General features: G+C 58.3%; 8 protein-coding genes. All 8 read right to left on the bottom strand.

The window, feature by feature from the left end:
* Window positions 1-187: 187 nt before the first annotated feature.
* The gene (locus IE099_RS11175; RefSeq protein ID WP_189570019.1) at window positions 188-739 is read right to left on the bottom strand and encodes a CAP domain-containing protein; all 552 of its coding nucleotides are present in this window, start codon (window positions 737-739) and stop codon (window positions 188-190) included.
* A gap of 57 nt (window positions 740-796) precedes the next feature.
* On the bottom strand, window positions 797-1396 hold the full coding sequence (locus IE099_RS11180; protein WP_189570020.1) for a hypothetical protein: 600 nt from the start codon (window positions 1394-1396) through the stop codon (window positions 797-799).
* A 4-nt stretch (window positions 1397-1400) separates the two neighbouring features.
* Window positions 1401-2948, bottom strand: a complete 1548-nt coding sequence (locus IE099_RS11185) for a DUF1501 domain-containing protein (protein WP_189570021.1) — start codon at window positions 2946-2948, stop codon at window positions 1401-1403.
* A 12-nt stretch (window positions 2949-2960) separates the two neighbouring features.
* Window positions 2961-7952, bottom strand: coding sequence for a DUF1800 family protein (locus IE099_RS11190; protein WP_189570022.1), 4992 nt, complete (start codon window positions 7950-7952; stop codon window positions 2961-2963).
* Window positions 7953-8154: 202 nt separating this feature from the next.
* Window positions 8155-9588, bottom strand: a complete 1434-nt coding sequence (locus IE099_RS11195) for a DUF1501 domain-containing protein (RefSeq protein WP_189570023.1) — start codon at window positions 9586-9588, stop codon at window positions 8155-8157.
* Between the two features lie 84 nt (window positions 9589-9672).
* Entirely contained in the window at window positions 9673-12681 is a 3009-nt protein-coding gene (locus tag IE099_RS11200) for a DUF1553 domain-containing protein (RefSeq protein WP_189570024.1), read from the bottom strand.
* A 122-nt stretch (window positions 12682-12803) separates the two neighbouring features.
* Entirely contained in the window at window positions 12804-16013 is a 3210-nt protein-coding gene (locus IE099_RS21045) for a class I tRNA ligase family protein (RefSeq protein ID WP_189570025.1), read from the bottom strand.
* A gap of 144 nt (window positions 16014-16157) precedes the next feature.
* Window positions 16158-17213 carry a hypothetical protein gene (locus IE099_RS11210; protein WP_189570026.1) on the bottom strand — a complete coding sequence of 352 codons (1056 nt, stop codon included), beginning with the start codon at window positions 17211-17213 and terminating at the stop codon, window positions 16158-16160.
* Window positions 17214-17339 lie beyond the last annotated feature (126 nt).

Genomic DNA, 17339 nt, shown 5'->3' on the forward strand with positions numbered 1-17339 from the left:
AGCGTTGTTGTTGGCTAAACGCTGAATGAATGGCTCGTCGGTAGTCAAAAACTTTCCACGAAAAGTCCGCCCCGTATGACTTTCTGATTACTTACTAAGTTAAAGAAGAGTTAAGGGTTTTGCGGTGTTGCTAGAATGCTGTCTCTGAGTATGTTGCGCTTCTCACCTGTTCGGGGGAGGCGTGGGATCACATCTCGAGATAGGGGCCGGTTCGCTGAGAATTCATATTGGAATAGCCTCTCGCCATCAGCAAGGTGCTGTAGGTTTGATTTCCTTCGCGAGCAATTCCGACTCCGGCATAGTTATAGGATCCCACTAGATTTTTGCGATGGGGAGGAGACTCAATCCATTGACGGACAATTTTTTCCGCGCTTGGATTGTCGCTCCAGTAATGGTGTAGGTTTTCGGACATCGCTGGCAATTGATACTTCTTGTTGGCATAGGCGGCCCGACTCTCGAAACCGAAATGCTCCATCTCACCACGCTTTAGCATCGCTAGCGAATGCTCTTCGGCCAGTTTCTTGAGACCCGGATGGCTCTTGAATTCGATGAGTCCCTTGGAGTCGCGGAACCCATTGACGTAGTAGAAGGTCTCGTTTTCCAACTTGGCAGTGCTCTTGCTCGTGGCGGGAGAGCTGCCGCTCGCCGGAGGCGAAGAGGTGGGGGACTGTGAACTACAGGATACCAAAAAGAGAGAAAGGAGGCCAATGAATGGAAAAGAGAAGACGGGGGACTTCATGCAGGAATAGAGAGAGAACAGGGTTGGGATTGGGGTGTTGAGTTGAATGAGACGGTCTTAAATCCGGTCTTCGCCGGGTTGGAGTTGGAGCTCTTTCTCCAAGGTCTCAAAGGGCAGGGACAGGTCGTCGTCCGTCCACAGGATCTGGTCCGGTCCGACGGAACGAATGTCCATGGCCTTCGTGGTGAGAGGGTGAAAGATGAAGGGGCTGCCCCAGCGATCCAGCAATTCATTCTGGGAGGAGAGGGCAGGGCTATCGGGGGAGAGAAAGGCGATTCGCTTCGGATTCTCGCCCAGCAGTTGAGCCAGAATTTCGGCGTTTTCGCTCCCAAACGGCTTTTCACGAAAGACCTGAAGGTAGTGGGTGAGAATATCGGCAACGATTTCCAAGTCCCGCTGCGGGTCGGCATCCTGATAGAGTTTCTTCGCTCGGTCGGCGGACGCGTTCAGGACTGTTCTTCCATCTGCCAGGCGGGTGATTCGAGGATCGACGGTTGGCTTGGGTTCGTCGTTTTGTTCGACGGTTCCCTCGGCGGGTGGAGTCGAGGGTTGCTCGGCAGTATCTTTGGCGTCCGGCTGAAATCTTCCGCTGAGAAAGGTGAGGACCACGAGGAAGACCACGGCGGCAGCGACGGCGATTCGTTTGTTGGTATTCATCGATTTAGAGAAAGTTGAGACCGCTTCCGGCGGAGAAAGGATCGGCGAAGCGATCGAGGTTGGGTAGAATGACTCCCATCTGAGTGCTCGCCGCCGGGACGCCGAACCAGTTGGCGAGCACCGCACAGTATTGGTCGACGGCGGTGGTCGGGATCCAGCGACCTCGACTGCCGCTGGGCACATCGACCAGACCGCCCACTGCCAATTCGGGAAAGGTTCCGTAGATTTGTCCGCCGTTTACCGCGCCGCCAAAGAGGAAGGTGTGCGTGCCCCAGGCGTGGTCGGTGCCCGCGGTGGTGGGGTCGGCGCTGTTCGGGGTCCAGGTGCGGTTGAAGTCCGAAGCTTGGAAAGTGGTGACCTTGTCGTAGGCAAAGTCGGAGTCGACCAAAGCGAGGGCTTTGAGCGCTTCGTTGAAGGCCCCGATGGCGTTGTCGAGATTACTCAGAAGGCCACCCAAGTCCGCGTTGATATCCTGATGGTTGTCGAAGCCGCCGTAGTCCACAAAGAAGATTTGGCGCTTGTTCCCCAGGCATTTGCGACCCGCGATGAGCTTGGCAATGGCCTTGAGCTCGTCGCCGATGCTGCTGTCGGCATTTTCGAAAAGAGCATCGAGGTCCAACCCGAGTCCCGTGGCCACTTCCGAGGCTTCGGTGACGATAGCCTCGTTGTCGCGCGCGCGTTCCACCACCGTGTTGTAACCGTCCTCCAGGATGTTGGCGTGACTGTAGGCCATGATGCGCTCGAGGGCTTTCAGGCGATTGCCAGTGGAATTGGTGCGATAGCTGCCATCGCCTTCCAACGCTCCGCCGTAGGGAGTCCCACCACTGCTAAAGCCCGCCAAGCTGATGGCACCGGCGGAGGTCACCGAATATTGGGCCAAGCTGCCGCCATTCAAAAACTGGTTGTTGCCCGCCGCGGTGATGAGCATGGAGGTCTGGCTCTGGGGATTCCAGTTGGCATGATAGAGATCCGCCACGCGCGCACCCCAGCCGGAGCGATAAGGTTGGTCGGCGATGCTGGACATCCACTCGGTCACTTGGTCGGAGTGGGAGAAGAGCTGTCGGGGGAGAGAGGCACTGGTGTAGGTGGTCGGGGTGGTGGGCTCGGCGAGGGTACCCACATTGCTCACAAAGGCCGCCTCGTTGGCATTAAACATGGTCTGCAAGTTAACCAGCGAAGGATGCAGACCGAAGGGGTCACCTGCGGCGGTGAGGGGCAGGGTGTCGTTTTCGCCCGCAGGATTCAGCACGGAATCGACCACCCCATTCCGAACTCCCACCACATTGCGATCGGCAGTGTAACCGGCCGCTTGGGGATTTCCAGCCACGGGGATGAGCACGTTGTTCATATCGCAACCGCCCCGCAGAAAGATGCAGACCAGCGCCTTGTAATCGTCGCCAACCACATCGCTTCCCCCGGGCCCCGAGGCGGCTGCTGCGGAGTTGATGAGTTGAAGTTGCGCCAGGGTGTTGACCAGCGAGCCGATGCCCATGGCCCCGCAGGAACCGGTGGCGAGGAATTTGCGGCGGGAGAGTTGATAGGAATCGGACATGGAACAGAGCGGCTACTTTTTAATCTGGAACTCGGGGCTGACACTGAGGAGGTAAAGGGCGTCGATGAGTTTGCCCCGCTTGTCGCTCTCATCGTTGTTCCCGCTGTAAGGATTGCCGTGGCCATCGGTGATGGCGTCGATGATGAGCTCGCGGGGATTTTTCAGAAAATCATCCTCTCCGGCGCTGTTGGGGTCATCGTCATCCGACGGGTCGTAGGGATATTTGGCTTTCAAAAAGCCGTAGGTCAACCGCCGGTCCAGCTCGTCAACCAGTTGCTCGTCCGCGAGGGATTCCGAGCTGCGGGTATCGGTGGCGAGGGGCTCGCTTGCGGGGTAGAGGAGAGCGACCCACTTGTCGCGGTCGAGACGAATGTTGTCGTTGTTGTTGACTGTCTCATCGGAGCCCAGGGCGTATTGTTGGGTCGCGCTCGATCCTCCCAGTGAATCCACGTAGAGACCATTGCCGCCTCGCAGAAGGTATTGCAGATAGTTGATGTTGCGGATGACGTCCGGCTCGTTGGCCAGCTGAAGCTCTGGCGCCACCAGACCGGCATCCGAGATGGGCCCGCTGGGGGAGTAGTCGGGGAGATACCAATTGAAGACCGTCTCCTGGCGGAAGGGGACCATCTGCAAGCCGGTCGTGCCTGAGGTGATGGTGTTGTTCTGCAGGAAGCGATGATTGCGTTCTTGGTTAGCCAGTTGCCCGGCGGAAAGACCAAAGTTGTCGAGGAACAAGTCGCTGTTGCTAAAATCACCGGGAGCGGTGTCGAAAGGATATTCGTTGGCGGGATCGACCAATGGGAGGTAGCTGACCACTTCCAGCGAACGGGCGAGTTGCAGGTAGGATTCCAGGGGAGAGCGCTTGAGTCCGAAGGTGGAGTTGGTGGGATCAAGTTGCCGCGCTTCGGGGTCTAACAGGATCGCTTTAACCGTTGCTGCCAGATCTCCTTCTCCCTCTTGAAAGGCAGTGGCTACGCGATGCAGGTAGTTGCGGGAGGGATTGGAGGTGGTGAAGCGTTGGATGAGGCGCAAGGAGATGAAGGCGGGCGTACTGCCATGGCTGTGGACCATGTCGAAGTCCGGATTTCCGTCCCCGGGCGTGCCCGCCAGCCAGTCGAGGGCGTCCTCGATGTCGGCGATTCCTTGTTCGGTCGGATCGGTGAGATCGGTGTTGTCGATGGTGACCCCGGCAAAGCTCTTGACCGAGCGGTCGTGGTAGTCCCCGAACATTTTCATCGGGTAGTTGTATTTGATCTCGAAGAGGCCGGCCTGATTCTGGTTGCGGGTGAAGTTGGTGTTTTCTTCCAGACTCTCGAAGGGGACTCCTCCCCAGGGCACTTCCCGGTCGTTGTCCACGGAAAAGCTCTGGCCGGTGAGGACCTTGGCGAACTCGCGAATGTCGTCGTTGTTGTAGGTATTGTTCGGGGCCCCGTCTGGACCCAGTCGCAGGGTTCCGTCGGGCCAGAGATTGAAGAGCCCGATGGAAAAGAGCTGCATGTTTTCGCGGGCGAGGTTTTCATCCGGCGAGATGTCGTCGGTGCCATCTCCATCGATATCGAGTCCTTTCTGATTGCCCAGACTGGAAAGCCATTTTCCCATGATGGGGCTCCAGTTCACATATCCAAGAACATCCCGATAGGGCCTAAAGGCGCGGGTGTTGAGCTGGTCCTGATAGTTGCTGGCCGCGTAGGGGCTGTTGCGGATGGCGGTGAGCTCAGCGCTGACCACCACAATCTGCTGGAGGGCAAAGCCGGTCTTTTGCCGCAGCTGGTCGCGGGCATTCAACATCATCTGCCAATGGGCGTGACGGCGTTCGCGGTTGTTGGGCTCCACCCGCAACTCATTGGCTTCCGCGAGCCGGACGTCGTCACGGGTGAGTGGGTAGGGACCACTGAGATGCCATTTCTCGGGGTCCGGATTGCTGCGATCGACGGTGGGCCAACTGGCGGGGCGGCTGGGGGTGGGGTGGGCTTCGACGGGGGGATTGCGCTCGGGGTCAAAGGCTCCGTTGAGCGCCATGAACTGGAAGTCCGTCGCCAGGTGATAGTCTAACAGATACGTCTGCTGCAGGCTCATCTGGTTGTCGATCCAGTCCTCGTAGGCGGTGGCCCGGTGATAGCTTGCGTCAGTCAGGCGGGCGGTCTCGATGATGGCGACCAAGTCCGCGACTTGCGCATCGGTGGCCCCAAAGGTGGCTTGATTGAGGAAGCGGCGCACCTCGGCTTCCAGCTCTTCGCCGAAGAGTTGAGGGTATTCGGTCGAACCGGCCAAGGCTGCCTCAGCGGGCGCTTCGGGGTCGGAGATGGAGCCTCCGGTGAGATTGAGAAAGGCCCAGATTTCGCCCGCAGGATTGTCGACGGTGTGGATGTTCAGGTAGAGCGGGGACTCGCCGTTCTGGGCAAAGAGGGAGTCGATGATGACTTGTTTGGAAGCGGCTCCTCCCGCAGTGGGAACCGCACCCGACGATTCGGTGAGGTCCCATTCGTAATCTGTTAGAAAGCCCAAGTAGGGGTCGGAAGCCGGGGCAGGAAGCGACTCCCCTCCGGGTTCGTTGGTGATGGAGTAGATGATGTCCCCGGGCGCTGGTCCGGAATTGGACTTGTGAACGTGGGAGTCCTGCTGGACGGAGGTCAGGTTGGAAAACTCGTTGGTGAGAAAGAGCTTGGTGCGGGGCCCATTGAGAATCGCGGTGGTGAAGCCCGAGCCCTGGGTGGCGACGACCGCGTTCCCATCCTGGCTAAAGCTGCCGGTGAAGATGGCGTTGTTGGCGGGATTGTCTGCGAGGTCGAAAAGCTGAATCGAGGCTCCGTTGAGAGTCTCGGAAATCTCGTAGCTGGCGTCCTCGCTGGGCGCGACCGCGAGGTTGAGGGTTTCGGGGTATTCGTTGAGACTATCCGGAGTGGCAACGACGGTGAGGGTCCTGCTCATTTCGCCCAAGGCAAAGTTCACGGTGTCGGTGACGAGATTGCCTTCGGCGTCGAGAAGGCGGTAGTCCTCGACCTCCGCTTCTTCATCGCCCGCACTCCCGACGAGGGAACAGCAGGTGCCATCGCAGACGGTCGCGGTGCCTCCGGTATTTTCCAAAGGAGCGACACAGAGCTGGATGGTCACCGGAGCCAAGGTTCCGGTTCGGGTGAGGAGAATTGAGCCGTGGTCTTCGCTGGTGTTCGGGCTGTTGTCCTCGAAGGCGGTGGTGTCGGAGGCCGCCAGCGAGATAACGGGAGTTCCGGTATTGTTAGCGAGCAGCGAACTCATCGCGGCGGAATCAGAAACTCCAGCGGTGGTCTCGGTATCGAAGAAAAGGAAGGGCTGGTGCTGGGCGAGGAGTTGTTCTTCCCAATCGCTCAAGCCATCGGCGTCCTGATCTCGGTCGTTGATTTGAAGCTGAAAAAACTGGCGCTCGGCAGCGAGGGTGAAGTCCGGGATGTTGCTTCGCAAAATGCCATTGCCCGCAATCTTGCCATCGGTGATTTCCCACGAATCCACCACGATGTTCGGGGTGCTCACTCCCACCGCCCGCATCCGGTCCATCGAGGTGATGACGTTTTCACCTTCATCCCGAAAGGTGAGGCCCAGCTCGCTGCCAACTAGTTTTCCCGTTGTGGTGGTAACATAAATGTCGAAGGTATCCGGCGCGACTGTTCGGGTGGAGAGGCCTTGTTGATAGGTAAAGGGGGTCTCGAGCGAGGCCACCAGTTCGACCCGATAGGTAGTGTCGAAATCGACCTCGATCTGCCGGACCCCATAGCTGCCTCCCGCGCGAACCGCGACGGTGGTGAAGTCGTTGCGCTCTTCCATATTGACGCGCGGACCTTCCTGGCTGGTGTCCGGTCCTTGGAAGAAAAGGTGCACGTCGTCATGGCCGGTCCCCATCCGAAAAAGCCAGGTGGCATAGAAGTGGTCGGTGACTGGTTGGGGGAAGAGAATGGATTCGGCGGCGAGGTTCCCCGGGTCATCGAGAATCTGTTCGGCATTGCCCTCCATGCCAGCGGGGGCGGGGACGATGCTGGTGTTGGCAGGCCAGAGGGGGCCGGTCTGGGTGTCGTAGTCGTGGAGGATAAGGTCTTCCCGACTGCTCGGTGCTGGAAGCAGCGGGAGAGCTGCTAAATAGTCCGAGGTGATGACTGCTGTTGCGGTGATTCCCGGGCCCGTCCACGCCAGTTGACAATGGTCCTCCGGCGCGAGGGAAAGGTGATGAATTTCCACCAAGTAGCTCTCGCCTGCCGTCAGAAGAACCGGAGCGGAGCGCTGCGAGGAATAGCGGTCCCACTGGTTGGGCAGGATGTCGTCTTGGGCGGGAAAAACCTCGGCCAAGTCCGCGAACTGGTTGGAATCGGTGCCGCTGCTCAGGTAGGCCTTGGCTGGGCTTCCGGCGGAAAGGGAGAAGGTGTAGTTCCCCGTTTCGGGCGGCGTCACCAGCGCCTGCAAGCGAACTCCGAATCCACTCCCTTTCACCGCTTGGGTTTCGAAGGTCGATCGCTCGTTGTGTCCATCCGGTTGTTCGGGAAAGGTGGGGAGGTCGGTGAGGGTGCTCAGCTCGGTGCCGCTGAGATTCGACCAAAAGCTCTGGAGGACCCGGCCCGAGCTTGTCGAGGGAGCGAGCCTTTGCAAAGTGACCGATTGCGCTTCGCCATCTCCCGCAATGGCAGGGCCAAAGGGGCGAAAGCTCAGCAGGTCTTCGGATTCGGTTAGCTGATAAAATTTTCCCGCCTCAGTCGGAAAGTCAAAGGAGAGGGGACTGCCGCCGGGGGCGATGCGGAAGGGGCCGAGGTCGGGGAAGCTGGTAGCGGAAAACGGGTCGGTGCCTGCGAGCGACTCCTCGGCGTTGGAGTAGCCATCGCCATCGGGGTCACCGTTGGCGGGTTCGTCTTCAGCCCCGAAGTTGAGCTCCCAAAGGTCGGAGAGCCCGTCGCCATCGAGGTCGACCGCCGAGGTATTCAAGCTTGTCACCAGCAGCATTCCCGCCGGAAGTCCAAGGTGTCGAAAGTTGAATCGCGTCTTCATAGGCCTGCGTCACGAAAAAAGCGCACCTAGCTTTAGCGCCTTGGCAAGCCGAAGGGAAAACCGGAAATCCCTTTTTTCTGCGTTATAGCCTAACTTTCTTTAGGTTGTCTTGAAAGTCGAAATTTCCGTGTTTCTCCCTCCGAGTTTCGGATGAAGATGCCGCGAGTCTCCATTTGGGGAATGTTTACGATATCGTAATTCTCTAAGCGAGAATAGGTTTCACGATGTCTCCGTGGACGTCGGTGAGTCGGAAGCGGCGGCCTTGGAATTTGTAAGTGAGGGCGGTGTGGTCAAGACCGAGGAGGTGCAGCATGGTGGCCTGAAGGTCGTGCACGTGAACCGCATCCTCGGTGTAGTGGTGCTTGGTGGGGGAAATGGGCACCCCATCGGCATTGACGATGTTGTAGCCGTAGTCATCGGTTTGCCCGTAAGACATCCCGCCTTTCACCCCGCCGCCAGCCATCCACATCGTGAAACAACGAGGATGGTGATCGCGACCGAAGTTATCTCCATTGAGCTTGCCCTGGGAGTAATTGGTGCGGCCGAACTCTCCGCCCCAGACGACCAGCGTGTCCTCCAGCATTCCGCGCTGCTTGAGGTCTTGCACCAAGGCAGCGGAGGGCTGGTCGGTTTCTCGACATTGACGGGTGATGCCGCCCTTCAATCCACCATGTTGATCCCAGCCCTGGTGATAGAGTTGGATGAACTTCACCCCGCGCTCTGCGAGGCGGCGGGCTAACAAGCAGTTGGCGGCAAAGGAACCGGAGTTTCGGGCTTCTTCTCCATAGAGATCGAAGGTCGACTGGGGTTCGTCGCTCATGTCCGCGACCTCGGGCACGCTGGACTGCATGTTGAACGCCATTTCATACTGCTGGATGCGGTCGAGAATGGCTTGTTCTTCGGCGAGGGCATGTTGATGGGAATGGAGGTCGGAGAGACGGTCAAGAAGCTGTCGGCGAGCTTGGGGCGAGACGCCTTCGGGGTTGTTGAGGTAAAGTACTGGGTCTTTGCCCGAGCGGAAACGAATCCCTTGATATTCGGAAGGAAGAAAACCCGAGCCCCAGAGCCTAGAGACGAGTGGTTGCCCGCTCTTGTTCTTGGTGACAAGCACCACGAACGCCGGGAGGTCTTCGTTGGTGGTTCCCAGTCCATATTGGGTCCAGGCACCCATGGAGGGGCGGCCCGCAATCTGGGAGCCGGTCTGGAGATAGGTCACGCCGGGGCCATGGTTGATGGCCTCGGTATACATGTTTTTAATCACGCAAATGTCATCCGCGATTTTCGCAGTATGCGGCAGAATTTCGGAGAACCACTGACCAGATTGACCGTGCTGAGCGAACTTGAAGGGGGAGCCGGCGAGGGGAATGGAGGATTGGTTGCCCGACATGCCTGTCAGACGCTGACCACCGCGGACGGAATCTGGAAGTTGCTCGCCGTGGAGCTTGTTGAGCAGAGGCTTGGGGTCCAGGAGGTCGACTTGGGAGGGGCCCCCTGCTTGGAAAAGGAAGATCACGCGCTTGGCCTTGGCCACCAGGTGGGGGAGCTTGTTGGGCTGGCTCTCGGCAGCAAGCATCGAGTTCAGGGCAAGGCTTCCAAAGCCCATGGTGGTGTTTCGAAGGAGTTCGCGGCGGTTCATGATTGGCTGGGTGGCGCGGCTTGGGAAGTCGCGGAATATTCTGAGGAAATGGGAGTCGTTTGGTTTTTGGAGTCGATGGGGAACTTATGATTTAATGTTCACCTCGTGCAGATTCATCAGGGCTTGCGTCAGAGCGGTCAGCGCTGCGAGTTCGGGAGTTGCTTCCCGGGGTTTGGCCTGACCTTGGTGGAGGAAGCTTTTGGCTTCATCGGGATGTTTGCGGTAGTGGGCGAGCTGCTCCTCGTAGAGTTGAGTCAGGATCTTGACTTCGGTCTCGTCCGGCTGGCGGGAGGTCAGAGTGAAGAAGATTTTCTTTACCCCTTCGGCGAAATCGGGTTCTTCCGCAAAGACGGTTTCCGCCAGATGGCGGGCGGCCTCGACGAACTGGGTTCCGTTCAGGAGCACGAGTGCTTGCAGGGGGGTGGAGGTGGTATCGCGCTTGGCGGCGCACACATCCCGCTTGCCGGCATCAAAGGCGGACATCGCGGGGGAGGGGGCGGTGCGTCGCCAGTAGGTGTAAAGCGAGCGGCGGTAAAGGCCTTCACCCGTGTCAGGCTCGTTCGGCTTAAAGGACTCGGAGAGGTCATAGGGCTTCACCGGCGGGCCACCCAATTTTTCAACTAACAACCCTGAGGAGTAAAGGGCCTGGTCACGAATGACCTCTGCGGAGAGACGATGACGTGGACCCCGGGCAAGCAGTTGGTTCTCAGGGTCGCTTTCCAATTCCGCAGCGCTGGCGAGTGAGGCCTGCTGGTAGACTTTGGAGGACACAATCTCTTTAACCAGTGCTTTGAAGTCCCAACCAGATTGGATGAAGCGGGCGGAGAGTTCATTGAGGAGCTCGAGATACTCCGGATACTCGCCCTGAATGCCAAAGTCTTCGGGAGTTCCGACGAGGCCGCGTCCAAAGAAGGATTGCCAGATTCGGTTGACGTTCACTCGCGAGGTCAGTGGGTTGTCGGGATGGGTGGTCCATTCGGCCAAGTCGAGGCGATTGAGAGGCTTGTCGGCCGGAGGTTCGATTCCCAAACTGGGGAGAAAAGCCGGGAAGGCCGGGTCCACGGGTTCGCCCCGATTGCTGTATTCGCCCCGATTGAGAATGTAGGCTTGCTTGGGCTCGGGCAGCTCAATCATGGTCATGATTTCGACCACCGAGTTTTGGGCCTGATAGAGTTCTGCGCGGGACGTCTGAAGTTCAGACAAAGCGGTCTGGTATTCCGGGGTGCGCGCGAGTTGAGTCTCGTGGTCCAGCGCAATCGCTTCGGTTCGTGCCAAGGCCGAGATTTCCATGGTAGTCAACTGGCGGTCGAATACCCGAAAGTCGTCGACGAGGCCTTTTTTGAATCCCCGATCGCGCATTCGTTCCCCAATGTGAATGTGGGGATTGCCGCCTCCCTTGATTTCCTTGGTTAGCTGGTCGCGAATGATTTTCGTTTCAGCAGCCTGGCCATCAATGAAGACCTGGAGTCCGGCCGCCTTTGAACTGCCATCATTGGTGACAGTGACGTGATACCATTGATTGGGTTCAAGTGCTTGTTCGGTCTTTACCGAGATCGCATTGCCGGGCCAGTAATGGATGAGTGACCATTGCAAATGATTGTCGATGAGGAGCAGTTCATAGCCTCGTGACGCCGCGTCGGTCCACGCCTTGGAACGGGAAAAGATGACCGCGCGCTCCTTCACGTCGGGAGTTTGTATCCAAGTGGAAACGGTAAAGGGTTGTTCGCGTGAGAAGTCTCCAACCTGAGTGGTGAAGGCATCATCGCCGGTGAGCTGAATCGCGTTCTGGTTCTTTCCCGGAACGGAAGAATTGGCACCTACCGTCTTGGGATCGTCGAAGGTGAGATGTAGCAGTTCATTGGGGAGGGGGAGCTGGATTGGATTACCGGGAGCCTCGGCCAATGATTGCGACTGAAGGGCGCTCACTTTCTCCTCTGCAGAACGCACGGCTGCTTCCAGGGCCGCCATCTTCTCTTTTTCTTCCTCCGTCAAGAGGGGGAGAGCGGGAGTGGGCACTGCTTCGGGGTTGAAGTAGGAGTAGAGTCCCGCCTCGTCGATATCGTCGAAGAAGGCGAAGAGAGAGTAATAGTCCTTGGCGGTGGTGGGATCGTATTTGTGATCGTGGCAGCGCGAGCATTCCATGGTGAGACCGAGAAAGGCGGTGCCGTAGGTCTGCAAGCGGTCTGCGATGTATTCTACCCGGAACTCTTCTTCGACGGAACCACCCTCGACCTTTTGCTGGTGCAGGCGGGAGAAGGCGGTCGCGAGACGGCTCTCATGGTCGGCATCGGGCAGAAGGTCTCCGGCGATTTGCTCGTGGATGAAGCGGTCGAAGGGTTTGTTCTTATTAAAGGCCTCGATGACGTAATCGCGATAGGGCCAGACAAATCGATCAAGGTCCTGTTGGAAACCGTAGGTGTCAGCATAACGGGCGATATCGAGCCAAGGCACCGCCATGTGTTCGCCAAAGCGGGGGCTAGCCAAGAGACGGTCGATGGCCTCCTCGACCTTGTTCGGGTCAAAGGCTTCAATCTCTTCGGGGGTCGGTGGGAGACCGGTGAGGTCGAGGGTGAGGCGGCGCAGGAGGTGATGCGGGTCGGCCTGGGGCTTGAGCTTCAGTCCTCTTTCTTCCAATCGATGCTCCACGATTTCATCGATAGAGCGTCCAGTGGGCTCGGGGAGGGGGGTGAAGGCCCAATGGTCGGAGTATTCCGCTCCCTCGCGAATCCAATTCTCCAAAAGGGTGATTTGATCGTCGGTCAGGGTGCGGTGAGAGCTCTTGGGAGGCATCAGATCCTCATGATCGGGGGCCAGACGCATGCGACTGACAATTTCCGACTTGGAGGGATCTCCCGGCACGATGGCACCGGCTTCGATGGCATCGTCGCGGATGTCCAGACGCAGATCGGCTTCGCGATGCTCGGGATCGGTGCCGTGGCAAAAGTAGCAATTCTCGGAGAGTAGCGGTTGGATATCGCGACTGAAATCGATCTCGGCGCCGACAGGGCTGGCGAGGGTCAATGAGAGCGGCCACAACTTGCAAAGTTGCTTGGCCCGGGTCTGTGAGTGAAATGAAAACAAAGCGAAAAACACGGGTGGGGTGGTATACAGGTATACGTCTCCAAAGCCGTGATTTTGCCATTTTAAGCACGTGTATTTCGCTAGCCTCTTGAAGTGAGAGGCTAGCGTAGGGCTGAAAATCAGTCTTTCGCGGCCTAGTTGGCCACGATGTTGACCAGCTTGCCGGGGACGATGATGACTTTGCGGATGGTCTTGCCGTCGGTGTGCACTTTCACTTTTTCGTCGGCGAGGGCCGCGCTCTCGAGGTCTCCTTTGCTGAAGTCAGCGGGGACTTGCAGCTTGGAGCGGAGCTTGCCATTGACCTGCACGATGATGGTGATCTCGGACTCGACGAGGAGAGACTCGTCATATTGAGGCCAAGTCTGCTCGCTGAGGAGCTCGGTGCCGCCCAGCTTCGCGTTCAGTTCTTCGCTCAGGTGGGGGGCGAAGGGGTTGAGCACTTTCAGGAAGTCGAGGAAGAGATCCTGCGGGATTTCCTTGGCACTGGTGTAGGCGTTCACGCACTCCATCATGCTGGAGATGGCGGTGTTGAACTTGAGGGCTTCGATATCCTCGCCCACTTTTTTGATGGTGGCGTGGGTGATCTTGGCGAGGTCGGGGGCTTTCTGATTCACAGGCGGGACGCCTGTGCTCCTTGAGACCTTGTCCTGCAAGCGCCAGACTTTGGCCAAAAAGCGGGAGACGCCTTCGACGCCTTTCATGGACCAAGGTTTGACCTGCTCGAGAGGCCCCATGAACATTTCGTAGAGACGCAGCGAATCTGCTCCGTAGAGTTTGACCACTTCGTCAGGGTTGACGACGTTGCCGAGAGATTTGGACATCTTCTGCCCGTCCTCGCCCATGATGAGGCCTTGGTTGACGAGCTTTTTGAAAGGCTCGTTGGTGCTCAGGTAGCCGAGGTCGTTGAGAACCTTGTGCCAGAAGCGGGCGTAGAGGAGGTGGAGAACGGCGTGCTCGGTGCCGCCGATGTAAAGATCGACGTGGGCGTTCTCGCCGCTCCAGTATTGCTCGGCTTCTTGAGATAGAAAGGCTTGTTCGTTCTTCGGGTCGCAGTAGCGCAGATAGTACCAGCAGGAGCCGGCCCATTGCGGCATGGTGTTGGTTTCGCGCTCGAACTCGTCGGAGTAGTTGATCCAATCGGTGGCGCGCAGCAGTGGCCCACGGGGATCGCCGGTGGGCTTGAAGTCTTCCATCTCGGGCTGGAGCAAAGGCAGTTCGCTTTCGGGAAGAGGGGCGTGGTCGCCGGTCTCCTTGTTCCAAAGCAGGGGGAAAGGCTCACCCCAGTAGCGTTGACGGGAGAAGAGCCAGTCGCGCAGCTTGTATTGAATCTTGCGCGTGCCTTTGCCTTCGGACTCGAGCCAATCGATGATTTTCGCTTTCGCTTCTTTAGTGGGAAGACCGTCGAGGAAACCGGAGTTGACGGCGAAGCCATCACCGGAGGTAGCCTCAAGGAGCGCGGGCGTCTCGCCTGCCGCAGGGTCATCCTTGTATCCGCCCTTCAAATAAACCTCCATTCCTTTCGCTTCCAGTCCAGCTGCCTTTGGGTTTGCCCAAATGTAGCTACGGACATTCCCCAAGTGCTCAGGCCCGCGAATAATTCGGTCAAAAACTTCTTCCTGCCAGAGCTGACCTTCCTGCCCGAGAACCTTGTTGATCGCTTTTGCGCTGAAGCTTTTCCAAGAATGGAGAAGCTTGGAAAGGTCTTCATCAGGGAAAAGTCTGACCGCGACATGAACATGGTTGGGCATCACGACGTAGCCCTCGAGTTCGTAGCGTTCGCCATCAAAATGCTTGAGGGCATCGGCGACTATTTTTGAGATTTCTTGATTTTGCAGGCAGCAACTTCCAGCTCCTTCATCAAGCCATTGATCGACTTTTTGAGAGAAGAGTTTGTGGAATTCTTGTTCTTTTTCCGGTGAGAGTTCGCCGGGGTTCTCCTTGAGCCAATCCGCGCGCTTGGTTTTGAGCTCGTTGAGTTTGTTTTGGGGCAAACTGTCTGCGAGACGCCAAGTGAGAAAGTAGTAGCGTCCGTCTTGTTGCCAGTGAGGGAGGTTGCGGGTGTGGGCTTTTGTTTCGGTGCGTTCAGGTTTGGGATCGTAGTAGGGATTGGTAGAGGCTGGTGGGTTCACAGGCGGGACGCCTGTGCTCCTTGCGCTGACCACTTGGGTGATGGGGAGGTCGAACTTCTTGGCGAACTCGAAGTCCCGCTCATCGTGTGCGGGGACGGCCATGATGGCACCGGTGCCGTAGCCCATCATCACGTAGTCCGCGATCCAGATGGGGATGGCTTCTCCGTTGACCGGGTTGATGGCGTGGGCGCCGGTGGCAACGCCGGACTTGTCCTTGTTCAGGTCGCCCCGCTCCATGTCGGACTTGCTGGCGCAGGTTTCCTGATAGGCTTTGACTGCGTCGGCTTGTTCGGGAGTGGTGATGTCGGCAACCAGCGGGTGCTCGGGAGCGAGGACCATGTAGGTGGCTCCGAATAGAGTGTCGGGACGGGTGGTGAAGACGGTGATGGGCGTGCCTTGCACGTCGAAGGTCACCTCGGCACCTTCACTGCGCCCAATCCAGTTGCGCTGCAGGGCCTTGATGGAGTCGGGCCATTCCAGGGGCTCCAGCTCGTCGATGAGTCGCTGGGCGTATTTGGTGATGCGCAGCATCCACTGGCGCAGCGGGCGGCGTTCGACGGTCTCGCCTTTCGCTTTCCATTCCTCCACTTCTTCGTTGGCCAGCACGGTGCCCATGCTGGGGGACCAGTTGACGGGGGCTTCGTGGATGAAGGCGAGACGGACCTCGTCGATCTGCTCGGCGGTCCAGCCTTTTTTCTCCAGTTGGGAGACGGGCTGGGCCTTCTGGGTTTCTTCGCAGAAATAGGATTTGTAGAGCTGCAGGAAAATCCACTGGGTCCACTTCACGTAGCCGGGGTCGGTGGTATTGACCTCGCGGTCCCAGTCGTAGGCAAAGCCCAGCGCCTGCAACTGGCGGCGGAAGTTTTCGATATTGGCCTCGGTGGTGACGCGGGGATGTTGGCCGGTCTTGATGGCGTATTGCTCGGCGGGCAGGCCAAAGGCATCCCATCCCATGGGGTGCAGGACGTTGAAGCCGTTCATGCGCTTGTAGCGACCGATGATGTCGGTGGCGGTGTAGCCCTCGGGGTGGCCGACGTGGAGACCGGCGCCGGAGGGGTAGGGGAACATGTCGAGGACGAAGTACTTGGGCTTGGAGGCATCAAAGCCTTCTTCGCCAGGACCGGCGGTGCGATAGGTCTTCTCATCGGCCCAACGCTTTTGCCAGCGGGGCTCGAATTCGTCGAAGGGGAAAGGTTTGGAGCGTTCTTCAGACATGTTGCGGGGGGAAGAAACCAGAAACCCGCGACCCGAGTCCAGACTTATGACCCCCGATTCAGTCCCAGGAGGGATTTTTGCCCACAAAAAAGCCGCTGGTCAGCGAGGACCGGCGGCTTTTGGGGGAAATGTGGGGAAAGTCGGTTAGTAGATTTCGCGTTTTCCGTTCGATCTCTGCTGGGATTGGGCCTTCCCGCTGGACCTCGAATCGCGTTTGCCTTGAGAGGCACTGGGAGACCTTCTCTGCGGAGTCTGCTGCTGTTTGGGGGAGGGTGCTGGCTCGCGCCGCTGCGGTCTTTGCTGCGGCTGGGTTCGGGTGCTCGGCACCGTTTGGCGAGGAGTGACCTGAGTGCGGGTTTGAGGAGTAATGGTAGGTCGACTCCGTCCCTGGGGGGCAACTTGGTCGCGGGTTGACTGGCGGGCCGAGCTGGACCGGGAGGTTTGACCGCGTTGGAAGATGGAGGGCTGGTTCGTCACGTTGGAACGGGTCCGGTAGCTGGGCGCGGTTGGAGCCGACCGATTGTAGGTGCGGGTGTTCGGGCTGGGTGCTTGATAGCGGTTGCTGGAACTGGAGCGCTGACTGCGGTAGTTCGTGTTCGAACGTTGATCCCGGGAGCGGTCGTGGGAGCCAGATGAATGACCTCGGTAACTGACATAGGGGAGGTTGGAGTGCAGTTGGACGGGCGAGCCCGAGCGGTGATTCCTGGGGTAGGAAGGGGAGGAGTAGCGCTTGGGTAGGGAGTTGTAATAGCTGCGGGAGGACGTGTTGTAATAGCGCTTGGTATGATTGTCGTAATAGCAGCGGCGGTAGGGATCATAGGCCCAGCGCGAGTTGCCGGTGCTTACGAAGGTGACGGAAGGCCGGGTGTAGCGGGTGCTCAAATAAGGAAGATTGTTCGGGCAACGCAGGGTCGAACCCCGACGGTAATAGCTTGGATAGTATGGCGAGTTGTAGCGGGTGGGTAGGCTGGTGTAATAGCGTCCGCGGTTGAGATCGTAATATTGTCCCAGGGAGTAGTCGTAGTAGGAGCGATAGTAGGGATCGTAGCCCCATCGCGAGTGGGAAGTGGAGATGATTCCCACGCTTGAGCCGTAGCTGGAAGCGGAACTGTAGCTACTTCCATAATATCCCGGGCTCACGCAGGATTGGAAGAGGGGGAGGGCTGCCAGAGCGAGCAGCAGGGCGAAATACTTTTTCATGACAGGAGGTAGGACCCGGAGGGGAGGTCTCTTTATTCAATAAAAAATGAGCCCAATTGCAAGAGAACCCTTCAGGCAAAAAAAGACCCCTGCTGAGGCCGAGGGGGCACTCAGAGGGGTTGGGTT

Origin of the sequence: Roseibacillus persicicus (genome assembly GCF_014651675.1) — a bacterium.
Lineage (GTDB): Bacteria > Verrucomicrobiota > Verrucomicrobiia > Verrucomicrobiales > Akkermansiaceae > Roseibacillus > Roseibacillus persicicus.

Excerpts from the sequence above, each read along its gene's own strand:
- IE099_RS11175 (WP_189570019.1), bottom strand. The coding sequence starts at position 739 with ATGAAGTCCCCCGTCTTCTCTTTTCCATTCATTGGCCTCCTTTCTCTC.
- IE099_RS11180 (WP_189570020.1), bottom strand. The coding sequence starts at position 1,396 with ATGAATACCAACAAACGAATCGCCGTCGCTGCCGCCGTGGTCTTCCTC.
- IE099_RS11185 (WP_189570021.1), bottom strand. The coding sequence starts at position 2,948 with ATGTCCGATTCCTATCAACTCTCCCGCCGCAAATTCCTCGCCACCGGT.
- IE099_RS11190 (WP_189570022.1), bottom strand. The coding sequence starts at position 7,952 with ATGAAGACGCGATTCAACTTTCGACACCTTGGACTTCCGGCGGGAATG.
- IE099_RS11195 (WP_189570023.1), bottom strand. The coding sequence starts at position 9,588 with ATGAACCGCCGCGAACTCCTTCGAAACACCACCATGGGCTTTGGAAGC.
- IE099_RS21045 (WP_189570025.1), bottom strand. The coding sequence starts at position 16,013 with ATGTCTGAAGAACGCTCCAAACCTTTCCCCTTCGACGAATTCGAGCCC.
- IE099_RS11210 (WP_189570026.1), bottom strand. The coding sequence starts at position 17,213 with ATGAAAAAGTATTTCGCCCTGCTGCTCGCTCTGGCAGCCCTCCCCCTC.